Raw genomic sequence first — 23821 nt, 5'->3', positions numbered from 1 at the left:
TCTCTTGATCAGCGCGAGCGCATCCAGCGCCGCGTGACCTCTGCCCCGGCGCGGGCCGTTTGTTTCAGTACCCGTTTCCATTCCCCCGGCGAGGCCTCGAGGAGAATGCGCATGGCACGTCCCCGCTGCGCCCGATCCAGTTGGCTGGTGATCCGCTCCCATATCGTATCAACGTTGTAGGCCTTGTCCCGGACATCCAGCCGCGCCGGGATGGTCGCTTCCATGGCCACGCCCAGATCCTTGGAGATTGCCTCCATGGCCTGACGCATGGCCTGCGCCTTGGGGCGTGCGGGGGCCTCCAGGTCGTAGGGAGGATCCCATTCCCGGGGCGGTGACAAACGATCCACATGGCTCAGGACGACCAGGATGGGGGGCAGGATCCGGCGTGGATCGGCGGCAAAGCGCTGGCGCAGGTGTTCCAGGGCCCGTCCATCCAGAGCCCGATCGGCCCGGTGGGCGTCCACCACCCAGAGGATGTAGTCACTCTCCCAGAGCGTGTCCACCAGGGCCTCGATGCCTTGCCTGTCCTGGAGCCCCGGGGTGTCCACGAGCACCGCCTCCGGCAGCCCGTTACGTTCAAGCAGGTAACCGTTGGCCTCCTGGGTGGTCGGGAGCACGTCCACACCGGCGGCCAGCCGATCAAGCAGACAATTGATCAGGCTGGATTTGCCCGCGTTGGCCTGACCGGCCACCGTGATGCGGATGGGCCCTGCCTGATCCGCCAGGTTCACGCCCGGTCCCATGGCTTCCATGGCGGCGGCCTCGTCCAGTTGTTCGGTGTCGATGCGCAGTCGCCCGGAATACAGTTCGATGGCCGCGCGGCCCACTTCCTCCACCCAGATACGGGCACCCCGCCGGCGCAGATAATCTCCGGCTTCGCCCATCATCATGGACACCATGCGTTCCCGTGCCTCGGCCATGACGGCCCCCAGGGGGTTCACCAGCCGGGCAGCCCGGTACACGCGCGTGGCGCCGCGGAACCAACGCATGCTCGTACTGGCGGCGGGCTGAAAATCCCATAGTCGCATCAGCTGACTGGCGCGGATCAGATGGGAGCCGGGGACCTTGTCCAGCATCACCCGGCGCAGGCGCACGCTCACCCGTTCCGTGACCAGCAGCGCCTCGGGCACAGTGAAACGCCACATGGGGTGGCGTTCTTCCGGGTGATAGTGTCGAGCCACCTGCTCGATGGTCTGTCGGCCGGCCAGCAGCAGCAGGCGGTAGTCGCCGACGATGTGGGGGTCTGACTCGGCGGCGATCTTCTGCACGCTCTCCCACGCCGCCATGTCCCGGGGCGACCAGTCCGTGTCCGGTGCCGAGACTGCACCCTGGTCTGTGGCATCGGTGCTGGCATCCAAATGCTCTGCCCGGCGCTGCAGCCATACGGATAGGGCATAGCCAACCAACACCAGCCCCGTGGCGATGCCCAGCCAGATCAGTAGCCAGCCCTGTTGCCACAGCCAGAAGGCTCCCAGGGGGATCAGAATCAGGAAGGGCAGGGTGGCGGCGGCCAGGGCTGCGACCAAGGCGCCCCAGCGGGGCCAGAGGGTACCAGGCCGATTCATGCCAGGCCGATTCATGAAGGAGAGCCTCGCGAGGGCGGCGCAGTCTCCGTACTTTGTCGCCGGAACAGGGCGTGGGCTTCCTTGAGGGCTCCGTGGAAGGCCTCGGAGACGCCCTCGGGTGTATCGACCCCTTTACGAACCTGCTCCAGGTAATAGCAGGCGGCGCGGCCCAGGGCATAGGTGACGGCGGCACTGGCGGCACCCGCCACCGCCGCGCCAGCGGCCTGGCCGTACACCGGGATCAGCTTGCCCAGTTGCCGGGCAGCGAACCCGGCACCCAGGCCCAGCAGGGTGCCTGAACCCAGGGACGCCAGAAAGGCCTTGAGTGTGGGCCGATCCCAGTTGAGGGCATAGAATTCCCCGATACTATGCAGCATCTTGCCCTGCAGGGTGGGCACGGTGACCATGCCCATCACCGGCACCATGTCGGTGACCCCTGCGGCCGTGGCATAGCCCAGGATATGCGGGCGGATGCGGGCCTGGCGGCTGTCGCGGGCGTTGCGGGCCAGTTCCCGGATCAGGCCAGCGCGCCCGGCGCTGCAGGCCGCCTCCAGGGCGTCCAGCAGGGCATCAAGGCCGTAGTCCTGTTCGCTGAAATCGTCCTCGGGGCGGGTGAGGTCCACGGCCACCTGGTGGAATGGCCCATGGCCCGGCAGTTCGCGGAAGGCCCGGGCCTGCGTCTCCATGGCGCGTCGCAGGTCTTCCAGGTCGGGGTCGCTGGCCAGGGCGGCGGGGCTGGGGTGGTCCCTGTCGTCCGGATAACCATCATGCAGGCGTGTCTGCACCAGCACGATGGCCCAATCCGGGTGGCGTTGGCGTACCTGCTTGAGTACACGCAGGAGGGTGTCCTGCTGCGGGTCCATGGCCCGCGCCACGGCGATCACTGCGTGGGCACCGCGTTCCACCACGGCCAGATCATCGGTGGGATCATAGCCCGCCTCTTCGAGGCCGCGGGTATCCAGGAAACGCACCACCGGCACGTCCGTCGGGAATTCATGGATGCGCGAGGCCCGGGTGCAGGGTTCAAAAGCGCTGCCAATCTCCACCTGAGGGTCGCCGGTGACGCTGCGCACGATGGAACTCTTGCCCGACTGCACCTTGCCCAGCAGCCAGAGCACGGGCGCCTGGGCACGCGCCTGGGCGCGGATGTTGGCGGCCAGGCCTGGATCCGGCTCGGGTTTGAGCACGGCGTCCATGAAGCGTCGCCATGGGGGGGTGGGTTTCAAGACTTGGGAACCTCCGCGTGCAAGGGGTAGACTGACATTCCACATCCTGACCGGCACGTACCAGGGGAGATTGCATCATGGACGCCCATCCAGGTAACCGTATCCTCCAGCGCCGCATGACCCGGCGCGACTTCCTTTGGCTGATGTCCGCTGCCTCCGCCGGCGCGGTGGTGGTGCCCCAGTTGCAGGGCTGCGCCACTGATCCGGTCACCGGCCAGCAACGCCTCATGCTCATGTCCGAGCAGGAAGAGATCAATATTGACAAACAGCACGCGCCGCACCAGTTCTCCAATGATTATGGGCTATTGCGTGATGCCCGGGTCAACCGCTACGTGAGCGAGGTGGGCACGTCGGTGGCCGAAGTCTCTCACCGTCCCCACATGCCCTACAGCCATAATGTGGTCAATGCCAACTATATCAATGCCTATACGTTCCCCGGCGGCACCATGGCATGCACCCGCGGCATCATGGTGGAGATGGACGACGAGGCACAACTGGCGGCGCTGCTGGGTCATGAAACCGGCCATGTGAATGCCCGACACACGGCACGACGTCAGACCAAGGGCATACTGGCCGCTCTGGCGCTGGGAGGCATCGGCATCGCCGCAGCCCAGTCCGAGCAACTTTCCGGGTACAGCAACCTGATCTACGCCGTGAGCGCGGTGGGTGCCACGGCTCTGCTGGCCCATTACAGCCGCGAGAATGAGCGCGAGGCCGATGACCTGGGCCTTCAGTACATGGCCGAAGCGGGCCAGAATCCTGAGGGGATGGTGGAACTCATGGACATGCTACGGGGCATGTCCGACCGCCAGCCCAATGCCCTGGAGACCATGTTCTCCACCCATCCCATGAGCCAGGAACGCTTTGACACCGCCCAGCGCGAGGCTCAGTCCCGTTATGGCGACTCCCTGGGGCGCAACGTGCGTCGGGAACGGTATATGGATAACACTCACGACCTGCGGCGCATCAAACCGGCCATCAAGGAGATGCAGGCGGGTGAGGAGCGCATGGCCCAGGAGCAACCCCGTCAGGCCGAGGAGCACTTCGCCAAGGCCTTGCGGCAGGTGCCGGACGATTATCCCGGGCTGGTGCTCATGTCCAAGGCCAAATCCGCCCAGGGACAGCACCGGGAGGCGCAGCGTTATCTGGAGCAGGCCCGGGCATCTTATCCCGGGGAGGGGCAGGCGGTTCACCTCAGTGGCATCAATCAGCTGGCGATGAACCGACCGGATGCGGCCCTGGACCATTTCCAGCGCTATGAGCGCATGCTGCCGGGCAACCCGAATACGGTATTTCTGCAGGGTGTGGCCCTTGAGGGCATGCAGAATCGCCAGGCGGCCGCCCAGCAATACCGTCGTTATGTGCAACAGGTGGGCACCCAGACCCAGCAGGGCCAGTACGCCGTTCAGCGTCTGCAGGCCTGGCAGTAGGGGCATGCCATGAGTGCCAATTCCCACGTGTCCTTGTGGTGACCAGGAAACTGGCTTTGGCCTCGCGGGGCTTAGTAGAATCCACCGGCCTTGCAGGATCACAATCACTGAGCCCGGGAGATTCACCCCTTGCCTTCGTACCTTGACGAATTTCATGCCCGTGAAAACGGGGCTGTCCGTGTTACGCCGGATCAGGCCAGCCGTTTTGCCAAGGAGGTGGCCGGGGACTTCAATCCCATCCACAACCCCGACGCCAAGCGCTTCTGCGTCCCCGGGGATCTGCTGTTCTGCCTGGTGCTCAACGAGTATGGGGTGAGTCAGCGCATGAGTTTCCGTTTTACCAATATGGTGGGCGCCGATGTGGCTTTGCGATTCTCGCCTTCCGCCGAGTCCAGCCTGGCGATCCAGGATGAGGCAGGCAAGACTTACCTGGAAGTGGAGCGCGAGGGGGAGCCCGCCATGGACCCTCGGCTGATTGAATCCCTCACACGGGACTATGCCGCGTTTTCAGGTCAGAATTTCCCCCATATTCTGGTACCGCTGATGAAACAGCATGATGTGATGGTCAATCCTCAGCGCCCGCTGGTGTTCTACAACAGCATGTCCTTTGTCTTTGATCAGTGGCCAGCCGTGGCGCCGAGCCTGCGTTTTTCCAACGCGGAACTGGTGGTGGACGGCAAGCGCGGTGATGTCGCCCTGGACTTTGACTTGCTGGCGGACGACAAGGTGGTGGGGAGTGGCCGCAAGAAGCTGGTCATCTCCGGCCTTCGGCCCTTCGAGCAGGCGGTGATGGACGACCTGGTACGTCAGTATGACGGCTGGAAGTCGGACTATCAGGCCACCGCGTAAGGACCGTGTCCGGGCCCGTGGCGGCCGCAACCCTGCGCCGCCACATCTTGCTTTCCTGTCAATCCGAGAGCCAGCTGCGCACCTGGTCTGCCTTGGGCATGGAGCCGCTATGAACCACCTTCCCGTCGATGACGACGGCCGGGGTGGACATGACGTTGTGCTCGACCAGGGCCTCTGGGCGGGTGTCCTTGGCAACGTGGGCCTGCGCGCCCATCTCATTGATGGTGCGCTGGATCAGGTCGGCGGTGTCGGTGCAGCGTGCACAGCCGATGCCGAGTACCTTGATGTCTTTCATCAGTATTCCTCTTCTGGGTGAACGGTTAGAGGTTCAGTGTGAATAGTGGCCCGGCCAGATTCAGTATCCAGCCCGCAAGGGTGAAGGCTACCAGCAGAATCAGGAAGACCATAAGGAGCAGACGCCACTGCATGACCTGCTTGAGCAGGACGAACTCGGGAAAACTGGCGGCCACGGTACTCATGCAGAAGGCCATGGTGGTGCCAATCGGCAGGCCTTGAAGAATCAGGCTCTCCATGACGGGCACCACGCCGGTGATGTTCGTGTACAGCGGGATACCCAGCAGCACCGCAGCCGGCACCTGCCACCACTGCCCCCCACCCAGGTGGGACTCCACCCAGCCATCTGGGACGAAGCCGTAGAGCAGGGCGCCCAGACCCACACCGATGAAGACCCACTTCCACACCCGCCCCAGGATGTCCAGGGTCTCGGTTCGGGCAAAGAGATGCCGATCCTTCAGGGTCATGGACTCGCGCTGCGTGACGTCACCTTCGGGGGCCTGCCCCTTGGCATAGGCCTCGGCAAGGAAGGGCTGCAGATAACGCTGGGCCTGGATGGCATCCAGGAAGGCGCCCGCCAGCATCCCCACGGCAAAGCCTACCAGGATGTAGATGAGGGTGAACTGCCAGCCCAGAAGCCCCCATAGGACCACAACGGCGACCTCGTTGATCATGGGAGAGGTGATGAGAAAGGCCATCGTCACCCCGATGGGGATCCGGGCGGAGGTGAAGCCGATGAATACCGGCACGCTGGAACAGGAGCAGAAAGGGGTCATGGCGCCGAAGGTGGAACCGAAAAAATACCCCACCACCCGGTTGCGCCCGGCCAGGAAGGCACGCACCCGCTCCACGTTCAAGGAGGCGCGGATCAGGGCGATCACATAGATCATCACCACCAGGAGAGTGAAGATGGTGGTGGTGCTTTTGACAAAGAAGTGGACTGCGACCCCGAACGAGGTCTGCGGGTCCAATCCTAACAGGGTGTAGGCCACCCCATTGGCGATTTGGGTGAAGATTTCCAGCATGAGGAGGGTGTCCTGGCTCCCGTTAATATCCGCCTATCTTAATATATGAAGAAACGCATATAAAGAATCGTAAAACGACGCCTCCAACCCCCCCCCTGTGCCTAGAAGGGCTGTCGGCTGCGCCATAGGGCCCAGACGCCCAGCAGGACCACCATGAGATGGCCCACCAAGGCCGCATTGGCAAAGGAGAGGCCCAGGAGCTGTGGCCCCGTCTCGTCACACATCCCCGTGGCCATGAACAGCGTGGGTGACTGCTCCCCAAGCCATTCCACCAGCTGTTCAATCGGGCCTTGCTCAGGGCCTACGCAGGAAAACCCCAGGTCGGTGGGCTGGCGCTCAAGCCAACTCTGATAGCCAGCAAAGCCTAGCCCCGTACCCGCCGTTGCCACCACCAGCGCGCCCATGATCGTTCCTGGCAGGGCGGCACCGAACAGCACGCCACTCAGCGCCAGCACCGCCAGGACCATGAACAACAGGCGCTGGAAGATGCACAAATGACAGGGGTGCAGATTGAAGATCTCGGTCAGGCCGATACTCAGGCCAGCCGCCAGGGCGCAGAACAGGGCTATGGCAAGCCAGATGGGGCGAACCGCCGGTGCAAACATGTCAGATCTCTCGTGGTTGGCGCGCGAATATGTGGTTGATCATATATGCGCTTATACGTATGCTTGCCATGCAATGTCATTCTCATTGAGGCGCTCATCATGACCGAAGTCACCGTTTTCGATCCACCCCAATGCTGCGCCAGCGGCCTCTGTGGGCCCAGTGTGGAGCCCTGGAGCGAGACCTGCGATTGAGGATGGAGAGGCATTGCCGATGCGCATACGAGATCTCATGACTCTGGATCCACAGCCCCAAACCAATAAATAAAACCTTAGGAACCATCCATGCTCCTCACCGCACTGACGATCTTCGTCATCACGATCACCCTGGTCATCTGGCAACCCAAGGGCCTGGGCATCGGCTGGAGTGCGATGGCCGGCGCAGCGCTGGCCCTGGCCACCGGCGTGGTGCAGTTCTCCGATGTGCCCATCGTGGTGGACATCGTCTGGAATGCCACCCTCACCTTCGTCTTCATCATCATCATCTCCCTGTTGCTGGACGAGGCCGGGTTCTTTGAATGGGCGGCGCTGCACGTGGCCCGATGGGGGGCGGGTAGCGGTCCCAGGCTGTATGCCTTCATCATCCTCCTGGGGGCCGCCGTGGCCGCCATGTTCGCCAATGATGGGGCGGCCCTGATGCTCACGCCCATCGTCCTGGAGATGCTGCTGGCCCTGGGATTCTCCGCCGGGGCGGCCTTTGCCTTCGTGATCGCGGCGGGCTTCATCGCCGACACGGCCAGTCTGCCGCTGGTGATCTCCAACCTGGTGAACATCGTCTCCGCCGACTTCTTCGGCATCAGCTTCCGGGAGTACGCCTCGGTGATGGTGGTGGTCAACCTGGTGTCCGTGGCGGCCTCGCTGGGCGTGTTGTACCTGTTCTTTCGCAAGCAGATCCCGCGCACCTATGAACTGGCGGGATTGCGCAAGCCCGAGCAGGCCATCAAGGATCTGGCGGTGTTCAAGGCAGGCTGGGGCGTGCTGGCCTTGCTGCTGTTCTCCTTCCTGGTCATCGAGCCCATGGGCGTGCCCATCTCCGCCATCGTCGGTGTCGGCGCTGCGGTGTTGCTGGGCGTGGCCGCCCGGGGGCGTGTCATCTCCACCCGTCGGGTAGTGGTCAGTGCCCCCTGGCAGATCGTGATCTTCTCCATCGGCATGTACCTGGTGGTCTACGGCCTGCGCAATGCCGGACTCACCGCCGATATTGCCGGGGCCCTGAACTGGATCGGTCAGTACGGGGTGATGGCCTCGGCCGTGGGAGCCGGGTTCATCGCCGCCTTCCTCTCATCGATCATGAACAACATGCCAGCGGTGATGGTGGTGGCCTTGTCCATCGACGAGGCCCAGGTGACCGGTGTCATCAAGGAGGCCATGATCTACGCCAATGTGGTCGGCTCGGACCTGGGGCCCAAGATCACGCCCATTGGTTCTTTGGCCACGCTGCTGTGGTTGCATGTGCTGGCGCGCAGGGGCATCCACATCACCTGGGGGCAGTACTTCAAGATTGGCATCCTGATCACGCCGCCGGTGCTGCTGGTGACCCTGCTGGCCCTGGCTGGCTGGCTGAGCATCATTCGCTGATGCCCCCGGCGGGAGCGACTGCGAGCCGCTCCCGCGTGAGGGCTGTTTCTGTCCCGTCCCATTGGTCAAGAGAGTAACGCTCCATGAACCTGCTGTTTCTGTGTACCGGCAATTCCTGCCGTTCCATCCTGGCCGAGGCCACCTTCAATGCCCTGGCCCCCGAGGGCTGGCAGGCCGTGAGTGCCGGCAGTCAGCCCACCGGAGCGGTCCATCCCCGCTCCCTGGCCCTGCTGGAGCGGGAGGGCATTCCCACCCAGGGCCTGCACAGCAAATCCTGGGAAGACCTGCCTCAAACCCCGGATGTGGTGGTCACGGTCTGTGCCAGTGCGGCGGGGGAGACCTGCCCGGTGTACCTGGGGTCAGCCCTGCGCACCCATTGGGGGGTGGATGACCCGGCCAAGGCCACCGGCACCGAGGAGGCAATCAATGCCTCCTTTGATCAGGCCTACCGCATCCTGCGGCATCGGATCGAGGCCTTCCTGGCCCTGGACCAGGACGATCCGGCGCTGCGGGATCAGGATGCCCTCAAGGCGGTGCTGGATCGCATCGGGGAACAATGCCCCTGAGGTCGGCGGCGACGCTCAGTCGAACGCCTGACTCAATACATCACGGTAATTGCGGACCCGCTGCACGAAATGCACCGGTTCATACCCCCGTGCATAGCCGTACCTCAGTTGCGGGTAATACCGCTCATCCGAGAGCAGTGGCAACACCTCCCGCATGTCTGCCCAGCTGTCCGGGTTCTTCCCCAGATTCCGGGCCAGTTGGCGCGCGTCAAGGAGATGACCGCGACCCACGTTGTAGCTGGCCAGGGCCAGGAAGAGGCGGTCAGGTTCCGGGATATACTCCGGTAGTCGTCGGTGGCGGTCCTCCAGATAACGGGCACCGGCCAGGATGCTCTGCTCCGGGTCCAGGCGATTGGTGACGCCCAGCGAGCGTGCGGTGTTCTGCGTGAGCATCATCATGCCGCGTACGCCGGTGGGGCTGCGGGCATTGGGGTTCCAGTGGGATTCCTGATAGGACAGGGCGGCCAGCAGGTCGGCCGGCATGCCGGTTTCCTCTTCAGCGGTCAGGAAGAGTTCCTTGTACTGGGGCAGGCGTTCCTCGATGCGCCGGTTCAGCGTTCTTAAGTCCACGTAATCGAACTCAGTGATGTAGGCGTAATGCCGCCGCTCCATGCGATCAACAGCCTCATCGCCCTCCCGGCTGTTCATCCAGCTGAACGCCTGTTCCGTCAGTTTCGTGGCCCCTTGAGCCAGATACCAGCCCAGGTTCTGGCCCTCGGTGAGATCCATGGCCACGCTCAGTGATGGCATGAATCGGCGGTTGACCTTGACGATGTTGGCATCGGCCACGGTGCATTGCAGGGCCTTTTCCGCCACTTCCCCCAGCAGCCGCTCGGTGCCCTTGTTCACTTCCCTGAAGTTCAGCCCCTCGTGCTCGCTCGCCAGCGCCCGAAGACGCTCGGTATAGCTGGAGTCCGCCGTCACCGCGATTTCAATGCCCACCAAATCCGGTATCTGGGTGGGCTTGTTGGCCAGGTCGCGATGACAAACCACCTGTTGGGTGACTTCGCTGTGAGCCGGTCCCCGTTCAAAACGCTGGTTACGCGATTCCAGGTGCGTCAGCCCCGAAGCGGCCAGGTGGGCCTGGCCGGCCTCCAGCGCTTCGATCACCTGGGCAGTGGAATCGACCACCATCCAATCGACTTCCCAATCATGGGCCTCGGCAAAATCGGTCACCAGGTCATATTCAGGTCCGCTGGGGCGCTCATGACGGTCCAGGTAATAGGTGGTGGGGCCGTTCCGGGTCACCACGCTCAACACCCCGGATTCGTCCGGATGTATCCGGGAGACTCCCGCTCCCCGGTCGCAACCGGTGATCAGCCCGAGGGGCAGGCACAGGAGTAGCAGAACAGTGGGCAGTTGTCTGATGTGACGGGAATCCATCAACTCACCTCGCTCGAACGGCAGGGATGTCTCGCCAGGCGCCGTGCGGGCCTCAGCTTTTTCGGGGTTAAGACTATACTTAATCTGGAAATTTTGCGTACACCCAGGCCGCATGAGCACCAAACCCGGTATCATCGCGTTCCCTTCCATCCCACTCAGGAACCCCCATGAGCCATCGCATCGCAGTCATTCCCGGAGACGGTATCGGTACCGAGGTGATGCCCGAGGGGCTGCGGGCGCTGGAGGTGGTGGGGCAACGCCTTGGCATTGAGATGGCTTTCGAGCATTTCGACTTTGCCAGTTGCGACTACTACCTGGCCCATGGGGCCATGCTCCCGGACGACTGGTTCGAACAACTCAAGGGTTTTGATGCCATCTTCTTCGGCGCCGTGGGTGATCCCGCCCGGGTGCCGGATCACATCTCCCTGTGGGGCTCCTTGCTACAGTTCCGGCGCGCCTTCGACCAGTACATCAACCTGCGTCCTTGTCGCCTCATGCCCGGCGTACGCAGCCCGCTGGCTGATCGCAAGCCCGGGGACATTGATTTTTACGTGGTGCGGGAAAATACGGAGGGGGAGTATTCCAGCGTGGGCGGGCGCATGTTCGAGGGCTCCGAGCGAGAGGTGGTGATCCAGAACACGGTGATGACCCGCATCGGGATCGACCGTGTGCTCCGTTATGCCTTCGAACTGGCCAAGACCCGTCCGCGCCGCAAGCTCACCTCGGCCACCAAGTCCAATGGGATCTCCATCACCATGCCCTACTGGGACGAGCGGGTGGCGGCCATGGCCGAGGGATATCCCGATGTGGCGGTGGACCAATACCACATCGACATCCTCACGGCGCATTTCGTCCAGCATCCTGACTGGTTCGACGTGGTCGTGGCCAGCAATCTGTTTGGGGACATCCTCTCGGACCTGGGCCCGGCCTGCACCGGCACCATCGGCATCGCCCCCTCTGCGAACATCAACCCGGAGGGGCGTTTCCCCAGTCTGTTTGAACCGGTGCACGGCAGTGCCCCGGACATCGCTGGTCGCGGCATCGCCAACCCCGTCGGCCAGATCTGGTCCGCTGCGATGATGCTGGAACACCTGGGCCACAAGGCGGCAGGCGACGCCATCCTGGCCGCCATCGAGCAGGTACTGGGCCAGGGGGACAAGGCGGTGCTCACCCCGGACCTGGGAGGTCAGGGAGATACCCAGCGTCTCGGCCGCGCCGTCGCCGAGGCGCTGGGTACGTGGGCTTAGGTGCCCATGTCCGGGCCAGAGCCCGGCTTCCTGGCGATTTCCGAGAGTCGGTCGTGAATGCTGAACAGAACCAGCATCAGTTCGCAACTGATGCGCCAGAACACCACGCCCAGCACCAGCATCAATACCCCGGCGAAGAAGTTTTGCCCAAACATGGTCCCCAACGCGCTGACGACAATGGCAGCCACGCCAATCCAGAAAATGATGTGGATGAAGGGTGGCGTGATCATCTTACGAAACAATAGATAGTCATTCATCAGTCTTCGCTCCCCTGAGTTCTTCCTGAAGTGGATCGGCGCGGCAGACGCCGATCGATGAAAACGGCCGGATGTGGCTGGGTAGCCTGGCGCCCGCTCCGACCCAACGTGATGCGCCCCTGAAAGTATAGTGGGTTGACAGGAAGTCGCTGCCAACACAGGGATGACGGTCTATCCTAGGCAAGAGTGCCCATTCATTACGCGACGGCGGCCATGACCGTGAATTCCCCCGCACATCCCCCCGCACATCCCCATGTGGCCCTGTATGCCACCTGTCTGATGGACCTTTATCGACCCAATGTGGGGTTTTCCGCCGTCCATCTGCTGGAGGCGGCGGGCTGCCGGGTGAGCGTACCGCGCGGGCAGACCTGCTGCGGACAGCCAGCCTACAACAGCGGCGATCGAGCCACGGCCCGGGCCCTGGCGTTGCGGGTGTTGCGGGAGTTCGAGGACTTCGACCATGTGGTGCTGCCCTCGGGCACCTGCGGTGCCATGATGCGGGCCTACCCGGCCCTGTTCGCCGATGACCCCGAGCTGCAGGCCCGGGCGCGGGCCCTGGCCGACCGAACCTTCGAGCTGACGGCCTTTCTGGTGGATGTGATGGGGATGACGTCGGTGGATGCGCGCCTGAATGGCGTGGCCACCTACCATGATTCCTGTTCCGGGCTTCGTGAACTGGGGGTGCGGGATCAGCCGCGCCGCCTGCTGTCCACGGTGCAGGGGCTGGAACTCAATGAGATGACCGACGCCCAGGTCTGCTGTGGGTTCGGGGGCTTGTTCAGCGTGAAATACCCGGGCATCTCCGGACGCATGGTGGCTGATAAGGGCCAGCGGGTGAGCGAGAGTGGTGCTCGATTCCTGCTGGGTGGTGACCTGGGGTGCCTGTTGAATATTGCTGGGCGTTTGCGCCATGAGGGTAGCGACGTGCGGGTCTTTCACGTGGCGGAGGTGCTGGCCGGGCGCACCGAGGGGCAAGCCATCGGAGAGGGCTTGGAATGAATCCGTCCACGGGAGATTTCAAGGCCCGGGTCCGGGTGGCACTGAAGGATCGGCATCTGGCGCAGGCACTGGGCCGGGCCCGCGACGGCTTCGTGCTCAAGCGCCGCAAGGCGGTGGACGCCCGGCCCGACTTCGAGGCCCTGCGCGACCGAGGGGTGGCCATCCGCGATCACACCCTGGATCACCTGGAAGATTACCTGGATCAGTTCATTCGGGCCTTCGAGGCCCAGGGTGGCCAGGTGCACCGGGCCGCCGACGCCGAGCAGGCCCGGCGCATCGTTCTGGATATCTGCGCTCAGGCAGACGCCCGGCGCGTGACCAAGGGCAAGTCCATGGTGGCCGAGGAAGTGGGGCTCAATGAGGCCCTGGATGACGACGGTTATGATCGGGTGGAGACCGATCTGGGTGAGTACATCATCCAGCTGGCCCAGGAGACCCCCAGCCACATCATCGCCCCGGCGGTCCATAAGACCCGCGAGCAGATCACGGAACTTTTCCACACGCATCATCAAGAACTGGGTTTCAAGGAGCGGACCACCAGCATCCCGGGACTGGTGAACGAGGCCCGCAGCGTGCTGCGTGAACGCTTTCTCACAGCCGACGTGGGTATCACTGGTGCCAATTTCCTGGTGGCCGAGAACGGCGCCAGTGTGATCGTCACCAACGAGGGCAACGGGGATCTGACCGCCACGCTGCCCCGGGTGCATGTGACGGTGACCGGCATCGAGAAGGTGGTGCCGACCCTGGAGGACATGACGACCCTGCTGCGTCTGCTGGGCCGCAGTGCCACAGGGCAGGCGATGACCAGTTACACCACCCTGTCCACCGGCCCCCGCCGGGGAGATGATCTGGACGGCCCGCTGGCGCACCACGTGGTGCTGGTGGATAACGGCCGCTCCGGTATGCTGACCGATCCCCGTTACCGGGCCATGTTGCGTTGCATCCGGTGCGGCGCCTGCCTGAATCACTGTCCGGTGTATGGGGCCATCGGGGGGCATGCCTATGGCTGGGTGTACCCGGGGCCCATGGGGTCGGTGTTAACACCTTTGAACCGCGGCCTGGCCAATGCCCCTGATCTGCCCCAGGCCTGCACGCTGAATGGTCATTGCGCCGAGGTGTGTCCGGTAAAGATCCCGTTGCCGGAAATGCTCCGGGGGCTCCGGGAGTATCAGTTCGAGCAGCGGGTGGTGGGTCGAGGGTCCCGCTGGGGGGGATGGCTGTGGGGGCAGATGGCAAGCAGGCCGGGATTGTATCGGTCAGTGGCCCGATGGTCGGCGCGGACCCTGGCCTGGCTCGGCAGGGGGAAGGGCGTGCTTCGACGTTTGCCCATGGCGTCCGGGTGGTTTTCGGGCGGGCGATATCTGCCAGTGCCGGAGGGGCGCAGTTTTATGGAGATGTGGGGGAAGGGAGGCGGGGTGCCTGATTCTCCCCTCACCCCAACCCCTCTCCCCGGAGGGGAGAGGGGCTCTGGACCACAGGCTACGGGTTTCAGCGATGATCTCCCTTCTCCCCGTGGGGGAGAAGGGTCGGGGATGAGGGGTGTGGCGGGCCGGGTGCCTGAGTTCCCTCTCACCCGAACCCCTCTCCCCGGAGGGGAGAGGGGCTCCATGGATACAATGGAGGCTTTTCAGGCAGGGTTGGAGCAGGTGGGTGGAACCGTGGAGTGGATCGAACAGCCGGATGACATTCCCCGATACCTGTCCGGGTTCATGCGGCAGCAGGGCCTGCGGGGACCATTGGTCGTGGCCCCGGCGCTGGCCTACCTGGACTGGGCCGGGGCCGGGCTTGAGCCCCGCTTCGGCCCGGCCCAGGGCGATGAGACAGTCGGCCTGAGCCGAGCGGTCTGTGGCGTAGGTGAGACGGGAACCCTGGTCCTCACCTCCGGTGCGGATGACCCCACCACCCTCAACTTTCTGCCCGAATACCATCTCGTGGTGCTGTCGTCGGCGGATGTGGTGGACTGCCTGGAAGATGCCTGGACGCGCCTCAGGGCGCAGGGCCAACCCTGGCCTCGAACCGTCAACCTCATCACCGGCCCCTCGCGAACCGCTGACGTGGAGCAGACCATACAGCTTGGAGCTCACGGACCCCGCAGCCTGCGGGTACTGCTGATACGTTAGGGCCTTCCTGGTGGTTTCGGGCATCGCTTGATCCCGAACCCATTAACAAGGACCATTGAACACCCCTCATCTCAAGAGACGCCCTGGTGAGCCTGGAAAAGGTCTTTTTTGGTTTCTTCATTCTGCTGGCCCTGACACTGAACTTCGGGTTCGTGCTGGGTGAGTTCGACAACCCCGATCATCACAATACGCTTGAATTGCTGGCGGTCATTATCGTGAATCTGGTCGCCACGGTGCTCAAGTTCGGCGATCGCACGCAAACCGGAGCGCTGCTGCTTGCCAGCTCGCTGGTGGCGGATCTGCAGTTATTCGCGGCCGCGGTGGTGTGGACCTACGCCATTCACATACACACAGGCGGCATGGATGCCATGTTCATGGCCAGCATTGTCTCGCTGGCCGCCGGCGCACTGCTAGCCAACATTGTCTCGGTGGTCCTGGTGATCATCGATACCGTGAATCTGCGGCGTTAAGGGTCGGTGGTCCCGCGCTCCCATGGATAAGGTCATCTTTCTCTTCCTGAGACGCATGAGAACCCCCCTCATGGTGCTCATTGGTGCCTATACATTGGCAGGGGGCGGCCTGTTGCTGATCCCCGGGGTGGACGAGCATGGAGAAGTCTGGCGCATGGATATCTTTCATGTGCTGTATTTCCTTAGCTACACCGCCACCACCACCGGGTTCGGCGAGATCCCCCACGATTTCAGCGATGCTCAGCGCCTGTGGGTGATGTTCTCCATCTACCTCACCATCATCGCCTGGCTGTATGCCATCGGGAAGATCCTCGCTCTGGTCCAGGAGCCTGCTTTCAAGCAGGCCATGGGCTATCAGGGCTTTGATCGTCATGTCAGGCGCATGCAGGAGTCTTTTTATATCATTTGTGGCTACGGGGACACCGGGTCCATGCTGGTGAAAGCCTTGGTGCAGCGGGGTCACAGAGTCATCGTGATCGACAAAAACCCGGAGCGAATCAATGATCTGGAACTCATGGACCTGATCAGTCACGTGCCGGCGTTGGTGGGAGATGCCAGCATCTCGGCTCACCTGCGTACTGCCGGGTTGCGTCATGCCCTGTGCCAGGGCGTGGTGGCCGTCACGGATGACGACGATGCCAACCTGAAGATCGCCATTACCGTCAAGTTGCTCAACCCGACGCTGCCCGTGGTCTGTCGAGCCCATACCCGTTCCACCCAGGACAACATGGCCTCGTTTGGCACGGATTACATCGTCAATCCTTTTGATGCCTTCGGCGAACGCCTGACCCTGGCGCTTCAATCTCCGGGGTTGTACCTGTTGCGGGAATGGCTCACCAGCGTGCCCGACGCGCCACTGCCCCGGCCCGTGGAACCCCCCAGGGGCACCTGGATTCTGGTGGGGTTTGGTCGTTTGGGGCAGGCGGTGAAACAGGGCATGAAATCACTGGGCATGGGCACCGTGGTGATCGAGGAGATCCCTGAGCGGGCCGATCCGGATGGCCCCTGTCTGCATGGACGTGGCACGGAGGCCGATACCTTGCAGCAGGCCGGCATTGCCAATGTGGTCGGACTGCTGGCCGGTACCGACGGGGACGCCAATAACCTGTCCTGTCTCATGACGGCGCGGGCCCTGAACCCTGATCTTTTCATCGTGGCCCGCCAGAATCATTGTGATAATCGGGATATTTTCAAGGCAGCCAAACCCGATGTCACCATGCGGCCCAGTGAGATGATCGCCGAGGCCATCCTGGCGCATCTCAGTACCCCCCTGTTAGCCCGTTTTCTGCAATTGTCCCTTGAAATGGATGATGACTGGGCCAACGAACTGCTGAGCCGGATTACCGCTGTCACCGATGAGGTGGTCCCCGAAGTGTGGCTGGTGAATGTGAACGACAAGGCGGCACCAGCCCTCGTCAGGCTGCTGCAGGAGCAGCCGGTCACCTTGGGCGCATTGCTGGATGCCACCCACGCCTGGCGGGACTCCTTCAATTGCGTACCCCTGATGCGGGTGCGCGAGGGGGAGGCCTTGCTGACTCCAGGGCCCGATACCGATATCCGGACGGGCGACCGGCTGCTCCTGTGTGGCCAGTCCCGGGTGGCGGACCGGTTTCATCACTTGTTGCGGGACGTGCAGGCCCTGCGCTACCTGGTGACGGGCTACAATCGGCCCGATGGCTGGGTGTGGCGGACGGGCAGCCGGCGCGCGCCACCTGGCGCCACGGGTCATACGAATTGAAGAGGACAACAGCATGGCAGTGAATTCATCCGGCGGTGGCCGACTGGATCAAGTGGTCGCCAACAGCCACCGCGAACGCGAGGATCGGGAAAAGGGCTACCGGGCCAAGGCCCTGAAGATGTATCCCTGGGTCTGCGGACGCTGTGGACGCACCTTTGATCACAAGAACGTGCGCGAGCTGACAGTGCATCACCGGGACCACAATCATGACAACAACCCGCCCGATGGTTCCAACTGGGAGTTGTTGTGCGTGTATTGTCACGATAACGAGCATCAGCGGCTCACCGAGGCCACGAGCGGCCACGGGGGCGGCGCTGGCGACGGTTCCGGCCCGGGGGCGACGCACAATCCTTTTGCCGCCCTGGGCGATCTGCTCAAGGGGCAGGACGGAGACAAGCGCGGGGATTGACCCGGCCAAGGGCCGCGGCGTAGGTTCAGGCTTGGCCAGTTGAGGAGAAACAGACCATGGGTGAGGGTTCGGACATCAAGGTTCTGGAAGGTCTATTCATCATCGGGGTGGTCGCCGCCTTTGGTATCTGGCAGTTCATCTCCCTGCGCCGCGACCGGGAAGAACGAGAGCGCCGTAAGGCCGAGAAGGCCCGGGAGCATAAGGACCAGTAACATCACGGGTGCGCAGGCGCCCCTCTGACTGCGATGCACACGGAGACCCTATGAGAATACTCATCACCGGTGGGACCGGTTTTGTCGGTTCGCGGCTGATCGCGCGCATGCAGCCCCAGGGCCACGAGTTCGTGGTGCTGACCCGCGATGCCGCCAGTGCCCGGCGCAAGCTGGGCATGGAGACCTTTCGCATTATCGAGTGGGATACCCGCTCCCCCATTCCTCCGGATGCCTTTGAGGGGGTAGAGGCTGCCGTCAATCTGGTGGGGGAGAGCATTGCCAGCAAGCGTTGGACCCCTCAGCAGAAGAAGAGGATCATCAACTCCCGCGTGGAACCCACCCGGGCCCTGGTGGAGGGCATCAATGCGCATGCCCCTCAGTGCCGTGCCCTGGTGTCGGCTTCGGCCATTGGATATTACCCGGTGAATCGTCCGGAACCGCTGGAGGAAGACAGCGAGCCCGCCGCTGGCTTCATGTCAGAGATCTGTCAGCAGTGGGAGGCAGAGGCCGAACGGGTGAATGAGTCCACGCGGTTGGTGATCGTGCGTATCGGTGTTGTTCTGGGGCGGGACGGTGGCGTGGTTGGGCGCTTGATGCCAATTTTCAAGGCTGGCCTGGGTGGGCCCGTCTCCGATGGCTCCCAGATGATGAGCTGGATCCACGTGGATGATCTGGCAGGTATCCTCTCCCGGGCGCTCAAGGAGGACTCGATGCGGGGCGTGTATAACGCTGTGGCGCCGCACCCGGTGACCAACCGGGCGTTCTCCAAGGCCTTTGCCAAGGCACTGGGCCGTCCGGCCCTCTTGCCGGCCCCAGCCTTCATGCTGCGGGCCGCCATGGGAGAGATGGCGGACGTGGTGCTGGACTCCCAAACCATTTCCGGGCGCAAGGTGCAGGAGGAGGGCGGTTACAGTTTCTTGTACCCACGCATTGAACATGCCATGAGCGAGATCGCCGAACGATGAAGTCTGCTGCCACGATGCCAGCACCTGAGCAGAAGCACGGGACGATGAGCGCCGGAGGACCCCATCGGATATGGTAATTCGTCACCCCGATCCTCTGGCCATGCTGTTGCAGGCCATGCCCATGGTGGCACTGGTGGTCTATGGCACCATCTACCTGCGCCAGTTTCTGGATGGCTATCCACCTCCCTTGGCGAACCTTGCCATCCTCATTGCCCTGGCCGGCATGTCAGCTTATGCCTTATGGCGTTTGTCGCCGTTCACTCTCTATCGGTTTCGGCATTCACCGGCTCATGTGGCCATTGAGAAACAGCGCCTTATCGGCCGCAACCCGCTGCTGGAACATGATCTGACCCGGGTGCAGCGCATCAGCATCGAGCGTTACCCCTTCAACCGAGGGTATCGCTACGTGGTCTGCATGCACCTGGGGGATGGTCATCGCATTGTTGAAGGCATGCCGGATGCGCCGCGACCCGAGCCCATCTACGACTTTGCAGTGCGTGTGGCCCGCTTCTATGGCGTGGCCGAGGGGCCCGGGGGCCCGCCCGAGGAGTAATAAGGGGACGGCCCCCTGAAAAGGGGACAGACCCCTTTTTGCTTTTTTGAAAAAGCAGTGAAAAAGGGGTCTGTCCCCTTTTACTCCTGTCCCCTTTGACTAGGCGCCCCGGAAGGCGGCGGTGATGGCAGTGGCGATGTCCACATGGGTGACGCCGGGGATGTCCAGTGACACGTCGGTCATGGCCTGCTGGGTGGCGCCCTGGAGTGAGCCCTGGGTGAGGGGCTGGCCCTTGAGGGCGTCGGCCAGGCGCTGCATGCCATCCTCCGGGAATACCGTGAAATCGCCGCTCAGGGACAGGTCCACGATGTGGCCGTCCTTGGCCAGCAGGCGGCTGCGGATCAGTCCGCCGGGGGCCTTGAAGGCGCCTTCAGCCAGGTGGGTGTCAGCGGAGATCTTCACGCCCCGCTCGATGAATCGTCGTCCCTTCTGATAGGTCCAATCAGGGTCCTGGAGTTCCTTTTCCTGCTCGGCAATGGATGCCTCTTCTGCTGCGCTGGCCTGGTCCATGACCGGTTCCACCCGCAGATGCACCGCAAGCTCTTCCATGAATGTCTTGATCACCACCTCCCGGGTGGGTGGTTCGTCCAGTTCCCGGGTGAGGGTGGTGATGTAGTCCGACATGCCGGCGCGCAACTTGTCGCGGAATTTCTCCGAGGGCACCCTGAGGCATTGTGACATGGTGTCCACGTCAAAATCGAACATGAAACTGCCCACCATGAGGGTGGTATCCCCGATGGAGGCGGCGCCGGTACCACCGATCTTGCGGCCGTCCACGTGGATGTCGTTCACCGGGCGGAACACTGCCTGCACCCCCAGGCGGTGGTAGGTCTGGATCACCGGCTCGATGAAATGGGCATAGATCTCGCTGACCCGCCGTGGGGCCTTCTCGGCGGGATAGATGAAGTGGAAGAAGAGTTGGTTCTGGTCCAGGAGCACGGCCCCGCCGCCCACATGGCGACGGATGATCGGCAATTCATGCGCCTGGCAGTAGTCCTCATCCACTTCCAGCGCCACATCCTGATGCAGGCCCACGCACACATAGGGCGACGAGGGATTCACCAGGGTGAGCACCGGGGTGTCACCGGGGTGCATGTGGTGGGCCATGCCGTGATAGACCGCCTGGGATCGCAGGGCGGGCTGGGAGCCGAAATCGAGCACTCGAAGCTGCATGGGGTCGTGTCCTTCCGGGTTGTGAGCGGTTGGGGGGGGTATCCGGCCCGTCAGGCCTGCTCGATCCGGATGCGCCACTCCTTGGGACCGGTTTCATGCACCGAGGTGCCCTGGCTGTCCACGGCCACCGTGACCGGCATGTCCTTGACCTCGAACTCGTAGATGGCCTCCATGCCCAGGTCCTCGAAGGCCACTACCCGCGAGGCCTTGATGGCCTTGGACACCAGATAGGCGGCGCCGCCCACGGCCATCAGGTACACGGCCTTGTTGTCGCAGATGGCCTCCACGGCGGCGGGGCCGCGCTCGGCCTTGCCCACCATGCCCAAAAGCCCCGTCTGCTCCAGCATCTGGCGGGTGAACTTGTCCATGCGCGTCGCGGTGGTGGGGCCGGCCGGGCCCATGACCTCGTCACGTACCGGGTCCACGGGGCCCACGTAGTAGATGAACCGGTTGGTGAAATCCACCGGCAGCGGCTCGCCGGCATCCAGCATCTGGGTGAGGCGTTTGTGGGCGGCGTCCCGTCCGGTGAGCAGACGGCCATTGAGCAGCAGGACATCACCCGGCTGCCAGCTGGCCACCTCCTCGGGGGTGATGCTGTCCAGATCCACGCGCTTGCCCTGGCTGGGGTCGTAATCCAGTTCCGGCCAGTCTTCCAGGGACGGCGGGGTGAGTTGTGCCGGGCCGCTGCCGTCCAGGTGGAAGTGCACATGACGGGTGGCCGCGCAGTTGGGGATCATGGCCACGGGCAGGGAGGCGGCGTGGGTGGGATAGTCCAGGATCTTCACATCCACCACGGTGGTCAGTCCACCCAGACCCTGGGCGCCGATCCCCAGGGCGTTCACCTTCTCGTACAGTTCCAGGCGCAGCTCCTCCACCCGGTTGGCCGGGCCGCGGGCATTCAGTTCCTGGATGTCCACCGGAGCCATCAGCGATTCCTTGGCCATGAGCATGGCCTTCTCCGGCGTGCCGCCGATGCCCAGTCCCAGGATCCCCGGCGGGCACCAGCCGGCGCCCATGGTGGGCACGGTCTTGAGCACCCAGTCCACAATGGAGTCGGAGGGGTTGAGCATGGCCATCTTGGCCTTGTTCTCCGAGCCGCCGCCCTTGGCGGCGCAGATCACCTCCAGGTGATCGCCGGGCACCACCTCCATGTGCACCACGGCCGGGGTGTTGTCCTTGGAGTTGCGGCGCTCACCGGCCGGATCCAGCAGCACTGAGGCGCGCAGGGTGTTGTCGGGATCGGTGTAGGCGCGGCGCACGCCCTCGTCCACCATCTCCTGAACACTCATCGTCGCCTCCCAGCGCACGTTCATCCCGATCTTGAGGAACACCAGGGCAATGCCGGTGTCCTGACAGATGGGGCGATGGCCCTGGGCGCATAGCCGGGAGTTCACCAGGATCTGCGCCATGGCGTCCTTCGCCGCGGGGGACTGTTCCCGCTCGTAGGCCTGGGTGAGGGCCTGGATGTAATCCTTGGGATGATAATAGCTGATGAACTGGAAGGCGTCGGCGATGCTCTGGATCAGGTCTTCCTGGCGGATGACGGACATGCAATGGCTCCGGCGATATGGCAATGGTTTGGAACCCGCCATCTTACTGAGTTCGCGGTCGGAGTAGAATCGTGACTGCAACAACCACTCACTTTCATGTCATTCTGGCTGCCCATGGTCTCCACGAAATACCGCTTCTTCATTCTCCTGCTGCCGCTGGTGTTGCTCCTGGCTCTGGGGTCATCAAGGGCTGTTGCCGGTCTGCCCCATGCCCTTGTCCAGGTGCTGGAGCGTCATGATGTGCCCCAGGACGCCGTCAGTCTCTGGGTGCAGTCCCCGGGGGCATCTCCCTCGATCGCCCACCGGGTGGACGTGCCCCGTAATCCGGCTTCCACCATGAAGCTGGTGACCACCCTGGCGGCACTGGATATCCTGGGTCCGTCGCACCGCTGGGAAACCCGGTTATACACCTTTGCCCCGGTGGAAAACGGTGTGCTCAAGGGAGATCTTTACGTGCGGGGCGGCGGCGATCCCTTTCTGGTGACCGAGGAGGTCTGGAAGCTGGCGGGTGCGCTCAGGCGCAGTGGGATCGAGCGCATCGAAGGGGACCTGATCTTCGACCTCAGCCATTACGATGTGGTGCCGGAGGATCCGGGAGATTTTGATGGCCGGCCTTTCCGGGCCTACAACCAGCCACCTCATGCCCTGCTGATGAATTTCAATGCCGTGCGTTTCGAATTCCGTCCAGGGGAGGATGGTCGTTCAGTGCGGGTGACCACCGATCCTCCCCTGTCGCACCTGCAACTGGATAACCGTCTGCGCCTTGCGGCGGGGCCCTGCGAGGGGTATCAGCGGGGCGTGGCCTATCACGTGGAGAATCCGGGGCGGGTGCGGCTGGAAGGGCACTTTCCTCAAGGGTGCGAGGAGTACAGCCTGCTGCGCACGGCGCTGGGCCCTGAGGCGTATGCCCACAGCCTCTTCACCGAGCTGTGGGGGCAATGGGGGGGGACGTTTGAGGGAGACTGGCGGACCGGTACCTTGCCGAACGAGGCGGCTGAGCCCCGGGTTGTGCATCAGTCTCCTCCCCTGGGTGAACTGATTCGTCTGATCAACAAGTACAGCAATAATGTCATGGCCAGGCAACTCAAGCTGGCCCTGGGGGTGGCGGTGTACGAGGGCCCGGCCACCGTGGACAAGGGGCATGCGGCCATCCGCGCCATGCTGGCCCGTAACGGAGTGGATACCCAGGGTCTTGAACTGGATAACGCTGCCGGGCTGTCGCGTAGTAACCGCATGACCGCCCGTCAACTGGCCCAAGTGCTGCAGGTGGGGCGCAACAGCCCCTACATGCCTGAATATCTCTCGTCTTTGGCGATTTCCGGCGAGGATGGCACGCTGCGTCGGCGCTTCGTGGATGCTCCGGGTGCCGGCGACATGCGCCTGAAGACCGGGTATCTCAATGGGGTCTCGGCCGTGGCAGGCTATATGCGCACTGCACGGGGCGAGGAACGCATGGTGGTGCTCATGATCAATCACCCGGGGTTGCAGCACTGGCGTGGCACCCGGATACAGGACGGAATCCTCGATTGGCTGTATGCCAATGGATGACGGGAGGGGTTGGCATCCTGCAGTCAAACGGCTCAACTCCTGTCAGAATACAGGAGAGGGAA

General features: G+C 63.4%; 24 protein-coding genes. 15 read left to right on the top strand and 9 right to left on the bottom strand.

The window, feature by feature from the left end:
• Positions 1-8: 8 nt before the first annotated feature.
• Positions 9-1565 carry a GTPase family protein gene (locus tag BMY52_RS09280; RefSeq protein ID WP_090253700.1) on the bottom strand — a complete coding sequence of 519 codons (1557 nt, stop codon included), beginning with the start codon at positions 1563-1565 and terminating at the stop codon, positions 9-11.
• Positions 1566-1576: 11 nt separating this feature from the next.
• On the bottom strand, positions 1577-2761 hold the full coding sequence (locus tag BMY52_RS09275; RefSeq protein ID WP_090253698.1) for a YcjF family protein: 1185 nt from the start codon (positions 2759-2761) through the stop codon (positions 1577-1579).
• A 107-nt stretch (positions 2762-2868) separates the two neighbouring features.
• Here BMY52_RS09275 and BMY52_RS09270 point away from each other — a divergent pair, with 107 nt between their 5' ends.
• Positions 2869-4221: a M48 family metalloprotease gene (locus BMY52_RS09270; protein ID WP_090253696.1), complete on the top strand. Its 1353-nt coding sequence runs from the start codon at positions 2869-2871 to the stop codon at positions 4219-4221.
• A 129-nt stretch (positions 4222-4350) separates the two neighbouring features.
• A complete protein-coding gene (locus BMY52_RS09265) occupies positions 4351-5070 on the top strand; it encodes a DUF3581 domain-containing protein (protein WP_090253694.1) in 720 nt (239 codons plus the stop codon).
• A 58-nt stretch (positions 5071-5128) separates the two neighbouring features.
• Here the strand turns inward: BMY52_RS09265 and BMY52_RS09260 are convergent, their stop codons facing one another.
• From BMY52_RS09260 to BMY52_RS09250, 3 genes are all read right to left on the bottom strand, one after another.
• Positions 5129-5365: a thioredoxin family protein gene (locus BMY52_RS09260; RefSeq protein ID WP_090253693.1), complete on the bottom strand. Its 237-nt coding sequence runs from the start codon at positions 5363-5365 to the stop codon at positions 5129-5131.
• 25 nt (positions 5366-5390) lie between these two features.
• Entirely contained in the window at positions 5391-6389 is a 999-nt protein-coding gene (locus BMY52_RS09255; protein ID WP_090253691.1) for a permease, read from the bottom strand.
• Positions 6390-6490: 101 nt separating this feature from the next.
• Positions 6491-6994 (bottom strand): disulfide bond formation protein B, encoded by a 504-nt coding sequence (locus BMY52_RS09250; protein WP_090253689.1) that lies wholly within the window; start codon positions 6992-6994, stop codon positions 6491-6493.
• 45 nt (positions 6995-7039) lie between these two features.
• Here BMY52_RS09250 and BMY52_RS15945 point away from each other — a divergent pair, with 45 nt between their 5' ends.
• The 3 genes from BMY52_RS15945 to BMY52_RS09235 all read left to right on the top strand — a co-directional run bounded on the left by BMY52_RS15945 (position 7040) and on the right by BMY52_RS09235 (position 9135).
• Positions 7040-7186, top strand: a complete 147-nt coding sequence (locus tag BMY52_RS15945; protein WP_342707694.1) for an arsenic metallochaperone ArsD family protein — start codon at positions 7040-7042, stop codon at positions 7184-7186.
• Positions 7187-7276: 90 nt separating this feature from the next.
• Positions 7277-8569, top strand: coding sequence for an arsenic transporter (locus BMY52_RS09240; RefSeq protein ID WP_090253687.1), 1293 nt, complete (start codon positions 7277-7279; stop codon positions 8567-8569).
• An 83-nt stretch (positions 8570-8652) separates the two neighbouring features.
• Positions 8653-9135, top strand: a complete 483-nt coding sequence (locus BMY52_RS09235; RefSeq protein WP_090253684.1) for an arsenate reductase ArsC — start codon at positions 8653-8655, stop codon at positions 9133-9135.
• Positions 9136-9150: 15 nt separating this feature from the next.
• Here BMY52_RS09235 and mltF read toward each other — a convergent pair whose 3' ends face one another.
• On the bottom strand, positions 9151-10518 hold the full coding sequence (gene mltF / locus BMY52_RS09230; RefSeq protein WP_090253682.1) for a membrane-bound lytic murein transglycosylase MltF: 1368 nt from the start codon (positions 10516-10518) through the stop codon (positions 9151-9153).
• Positions 10519-10685: 167 nt separating this feature from the next.
• Here mltF and BMY52_RS09225 point away from each other — a divergent pair, with 167 nt between their 5' ends.
• Positions 10686-11765: a tartrate dehydrogenase gene (locus BMY52_RS09225; RefSeq protein ID WP_090253681.1), complete on the top strand. Its 1080-nt coding sequence runs from the start codon at positions 10686-10688 to the stop codon at positions 11763-11765.
• Here BMY52_RS09225 and BMY52_RS09220 read toward each other — a convergent pair.
• The gene (locus BMY52_RS09220) at positions 11762-12022 is read right to left on the bottom strand and encodes a DUF4282 domain-containing protein (protein ID WP_090253679.1); all 261 of its coding nucleotides are present in this window, start codon (positions 12020-12022) and stop codon (positions 11762-11764) included. The two genes, BMY52_RS09225 and BMY52_RS09220, sit on opposite strands and share 4 nt — an antisense overlap.
• Positions 12023-12235: 213 nt before the next feature.
• On the opposite strand from BMY52_RS09220, the gene BMY52_RS09215 reads away from it, so the two are divergent.
• The 8 genes from BMY52_RS09215 to BMY52_RS09185 all read left to right on the top strand — a co-directional run bounded on the left by BMY52_RS09215 (position 12236) and on the right by BMY52_RS09185 (position 19488).
• On the top strand, positions 12236-13021 hold the full coding sequence (locus BMY52_RS09215; RefSeq protein WP_090253677.1) for a (Fe-S)-binding protein: 786 nt from the start codon (positions 12236-12238) through the stop codon (positions 13019-13021).
• Positions 13018-15141 (top strand): LUD domain-containing protein, encoded by a 2124-nt coding sequence (locus tag BMY52_RS09210; RefSeq protein WP_090253675.1) that lies wholly within the window; start codon positions 13018-13020, stop codon positions 15139-15141. Before BMY52_RS09215 ends, BMY52_RS09210 begins: the two co-directional genes overlap by 4 nt.
• An 86-nt stretch (positions 15142-15227) precedes the next feature.
• A complete protein-coding gene (locus BMY52_RS09205) occupies positions 15228-15611 on the top strand; it encodes a DUF6394 family protein (RefSeq protein WP_090253673.1) in 384 nt (127 codons plus the stop codon).
• A 22-nt stretch (positions 15612-15633) separates the two neighbouring features.
• On the top strand, positions 15634-17349 hold the full coding sequence (locus tag BMY52_RS09200; RefSeq protein ID WP_090253670.1) for a potassium channel family protein: 1716 nt from the start codon (positions 15634-15636) through the stop codon (positions 17347-17349).
• Positions 17350-17362: 13 nt separating this feature from the next.
• Positions 17363-17758, top strand: a complete 396-nt coding sequence (locus BMY52_RS09195; RefSeq protein ID WP_090253668.1) for a YajD family HNH nuclease — start codon at positions 17363-17365, stop codon at positions 17756-17758.
• Between the two features lie 56 nt (positions 17759-17814).
• Complete coding sequence (locus BMY52_RS15415) at positions 17815-17970, top strand: hypothetical protein (protein ID WP_177169918.1); 156 nt, start codon at positions 17815-17817, stop codon at positions 17968-17970.
• A gap of 50 nt (positions 17971-18020) precedes the next feature.
• Positions 18021-18935 (top strand): TIGR01777 family oxidoreductase, encoded by a 915-nt coding sequence (locus tag BMY52_RS09190; RefSeq protein WP_090253666.1) that lies wholly within the window; start codon positions 18021-18023, stop codon positions 18933-18935.
• 70 nt (positions 18936-19005) lie between these two features.
• Entirely contained in the window at positions 19006-19488 is a 483-nt protein-coding gene (locus tag BMY52_RS09185) for a hypothetical protein (protein WP_090253664.1), read from the top strand.
• A gap of 99 nt (positions 19489-19587) precedes the next feature.
• Here the strand turns inward: BMY52_RS09185 and BMY52_RS09180 are convergent, their stop codons facing one another.
• Positions 19588-20661: a lipoate--protein ligase gene (locus BMY52_RS09180; protein ID WP_090253662.1), complete on the bottom strand. Its 1074-nt coding sequence runs from the start codon at positions 20659-20661 to the stop codon at positions 19588-19590.
• 50 nt (positions 20662-20711) lie between these two features.
• Positions 20712-22211 (bottom strand): fumarate hydratase, encoded by a 1500-nt coding sequence (locus BMY52_RS09175; protein WP_090253660.1) that lies wholly within the window; start codon positions 22209-22211, stop codon positions 20712-20714.
• 96 nt (positions 22212-22307) lie between these two features.
• Between BMY52_RS09175 and dacB the strand changes: the two genes are divergently transcribed.
• Positions 22308-23759, top strand: coding sequence for a D-alanyl-D-alanine carboxypeptidase/D-alanyl-D-alanine endopeptidase (gene dacB / locus BMY52_RS09170; RefSeq protein WP_245740750.1), 1452 nt, complete (start codon positions 22308-22310; stop codon positions 23757-23759).
• The last annotated feature ends 62 nt before the right edge of the window (positions 23760-23821 follow it).

This window comes from Ectothiorhodospira marina, assembly GCF_900109495.1.
GTDB lineage: Bacteria > Pseudomonadota > Gammaproteobacteria > Ectothiorhodospirales > Ectothiorhodospiraceae > Ectothiorhodospira > Ectothiorhodospira marina.
The sequence above is the reverse complement of the archived record's forward strand: the minus strand, read 5'-3'. Positions and strand labels throughout refer to the sequence as shown.

Bases quoted from the DNA above. Each gene is read 5' to 3' on its own strand.
- BMY52_RS09280 (WP_090253700.1), bottom strand. From the start codon at position 1,565: ATGAATCGGCCTGGTACCCTCTGGCCCCGCTGGGGCGCCTTGGTCGCA.
- BMY52_RS09275 (WP_090253698.1), bottom strand. From the start codon at position 2,761: ATGGACGCCGTGCTCAAACCCGAGCCGGATCCAGGCCTGGCCGCCAAC.
- BMY52_RS09270 (WP_090253696.1), top strand. From the start codon at position 2,869: ATGGACGCCCATCCAGGTAACCGTATCCTCCAGCGCCGCATGACCCGG.
- BMY52_RS09260 (WP_090253693.1), bottom strand. From the start codon at position 5,365: ATGAAAGACATCAAGGTACTCGGCATCGGCTGTGCACGCTGCACCGAC.
- BMY52_RS09255 (WP_090253691.1), bottom strand. From the start codon at position 6,389: ATGCTGGAAATCTTCACCCAAATCGCCAATGGGGTGGCCTACACCCTG.
- BMY52_RS09250 (WP_090253689.1), bottom strand. From the start codon at position 6,994: ATGTTTGCACCGGCGGTTCGCCCCATCTGGCTTGCCATAGCCCTGTTC.
- BMY52_RS15945 (WP_342707694.1), top strand. From the start codon at position 7,040: ATGCGCTTATACGTATGCTTGCCATGCAATGTCATTCTCATTGAGGCG.
- BMY52_RS09240 (WP_090253687.1), top strand. From the start codon at position 7,277: ATGCTCCTCACCGCACTGACGATCTTCGTCATCACGATCACCCTGGTC.
- BMY52_RS09235 (WP_090253684.1), top strand. From the start codon at position 8,653: ATGAACCTGCTGTTTCTGTGTACCGGCAATTCCTGCCGTTCCATCCTG.
- mltF (WP_090253682.1), bottom strand. From the start codon at position 10,518: ATGGATTCCCGTCACATCAGACAACTGCCCACTGTTCTGCTACTCCTG.
- BMY52_RS09225 (WP_090253681.1), top strand. From the start codon at position 10,686: ATGAGCCATCGCATCGCAGTCATTCCCGGAGACGGTATCGGTACCGAG.
- BMY52_RS09220 (WP_090253679.1), bottom strand. From the start codon at position 12,022: ATGAATGACTATCTATTGTTTCGTAAGATGATCACGCCACCCTTCATC.
- BMY52_RS09215 (WP_090253677.1), top strand. From the start codon at position 12,236: ATGACCGTGAATTCCCCCGCACATCCCCCCGCACATCCCCATGTGGCC.
- BMY52_RS09210 (WP_090253675.1), top strand. From the start codon at position 13,018: ATGAATCCGTCCACGGGAGATTTCAAGGCCCGGGTCCGGGTGGCACTG.
- BMY52_RS09200 (WP_090253670.1), top strand. From the start codon at position 15,634: ATGGATAAGGTCATCTTTCTCTTCCTGAGACGCATGAGAACCCCCCTC.
- BMY52_RS09195 (WP_090253668.1), top strand. From the start codon at position 17,363: ATGGCAGTGAATTCATCCGGCGGTGGCCGACTGGATCAAGTGGTCGCC.
- BMY52_RS15415 (WP_177169918.1), top strand. From the start codon at position 17,815: ATGGGTGAGGGTTCGGACATCAAGGTTCTGGAAGGTCTATTCATCATC.
- BMY52_RS09190 (WP_090253666.1), top strand. From the start codon at position 18,021: ATGAGAATACTCATCACCGGTGGGACCGGTTTTGTCGGTTCGCGGCTG.
- BMY52_RS09185 (WP_090253664.1), top strand. From the start codon at position 19,006: ATGGTAATTCGTCACCCCGATCCTCTGGCCATGCTGTTGCAGGCCATG.
- BMY52_RS09180 (WP_090253662.1), bottom strand. From the start codon at position 20,661: ATGCAGCTTCGAGTGCTCGATTTCGGCTCCCAGCCCGCCCTGCGATCC.
- BMY52_RS09175 (WP_090253660.1), bottom strand. From the start codon at position 22,211: ATGTCCGTCATCCGCCAGGAAGACCTGATCCAGAGCATCGCCGACGCC.
- dacB (WP_245740750.1), top strand. From the start codon at position 22,308: ATGTCATTCTGGCTGCCCATGGTCTCCACGAAATACCGCTTCTTCATT.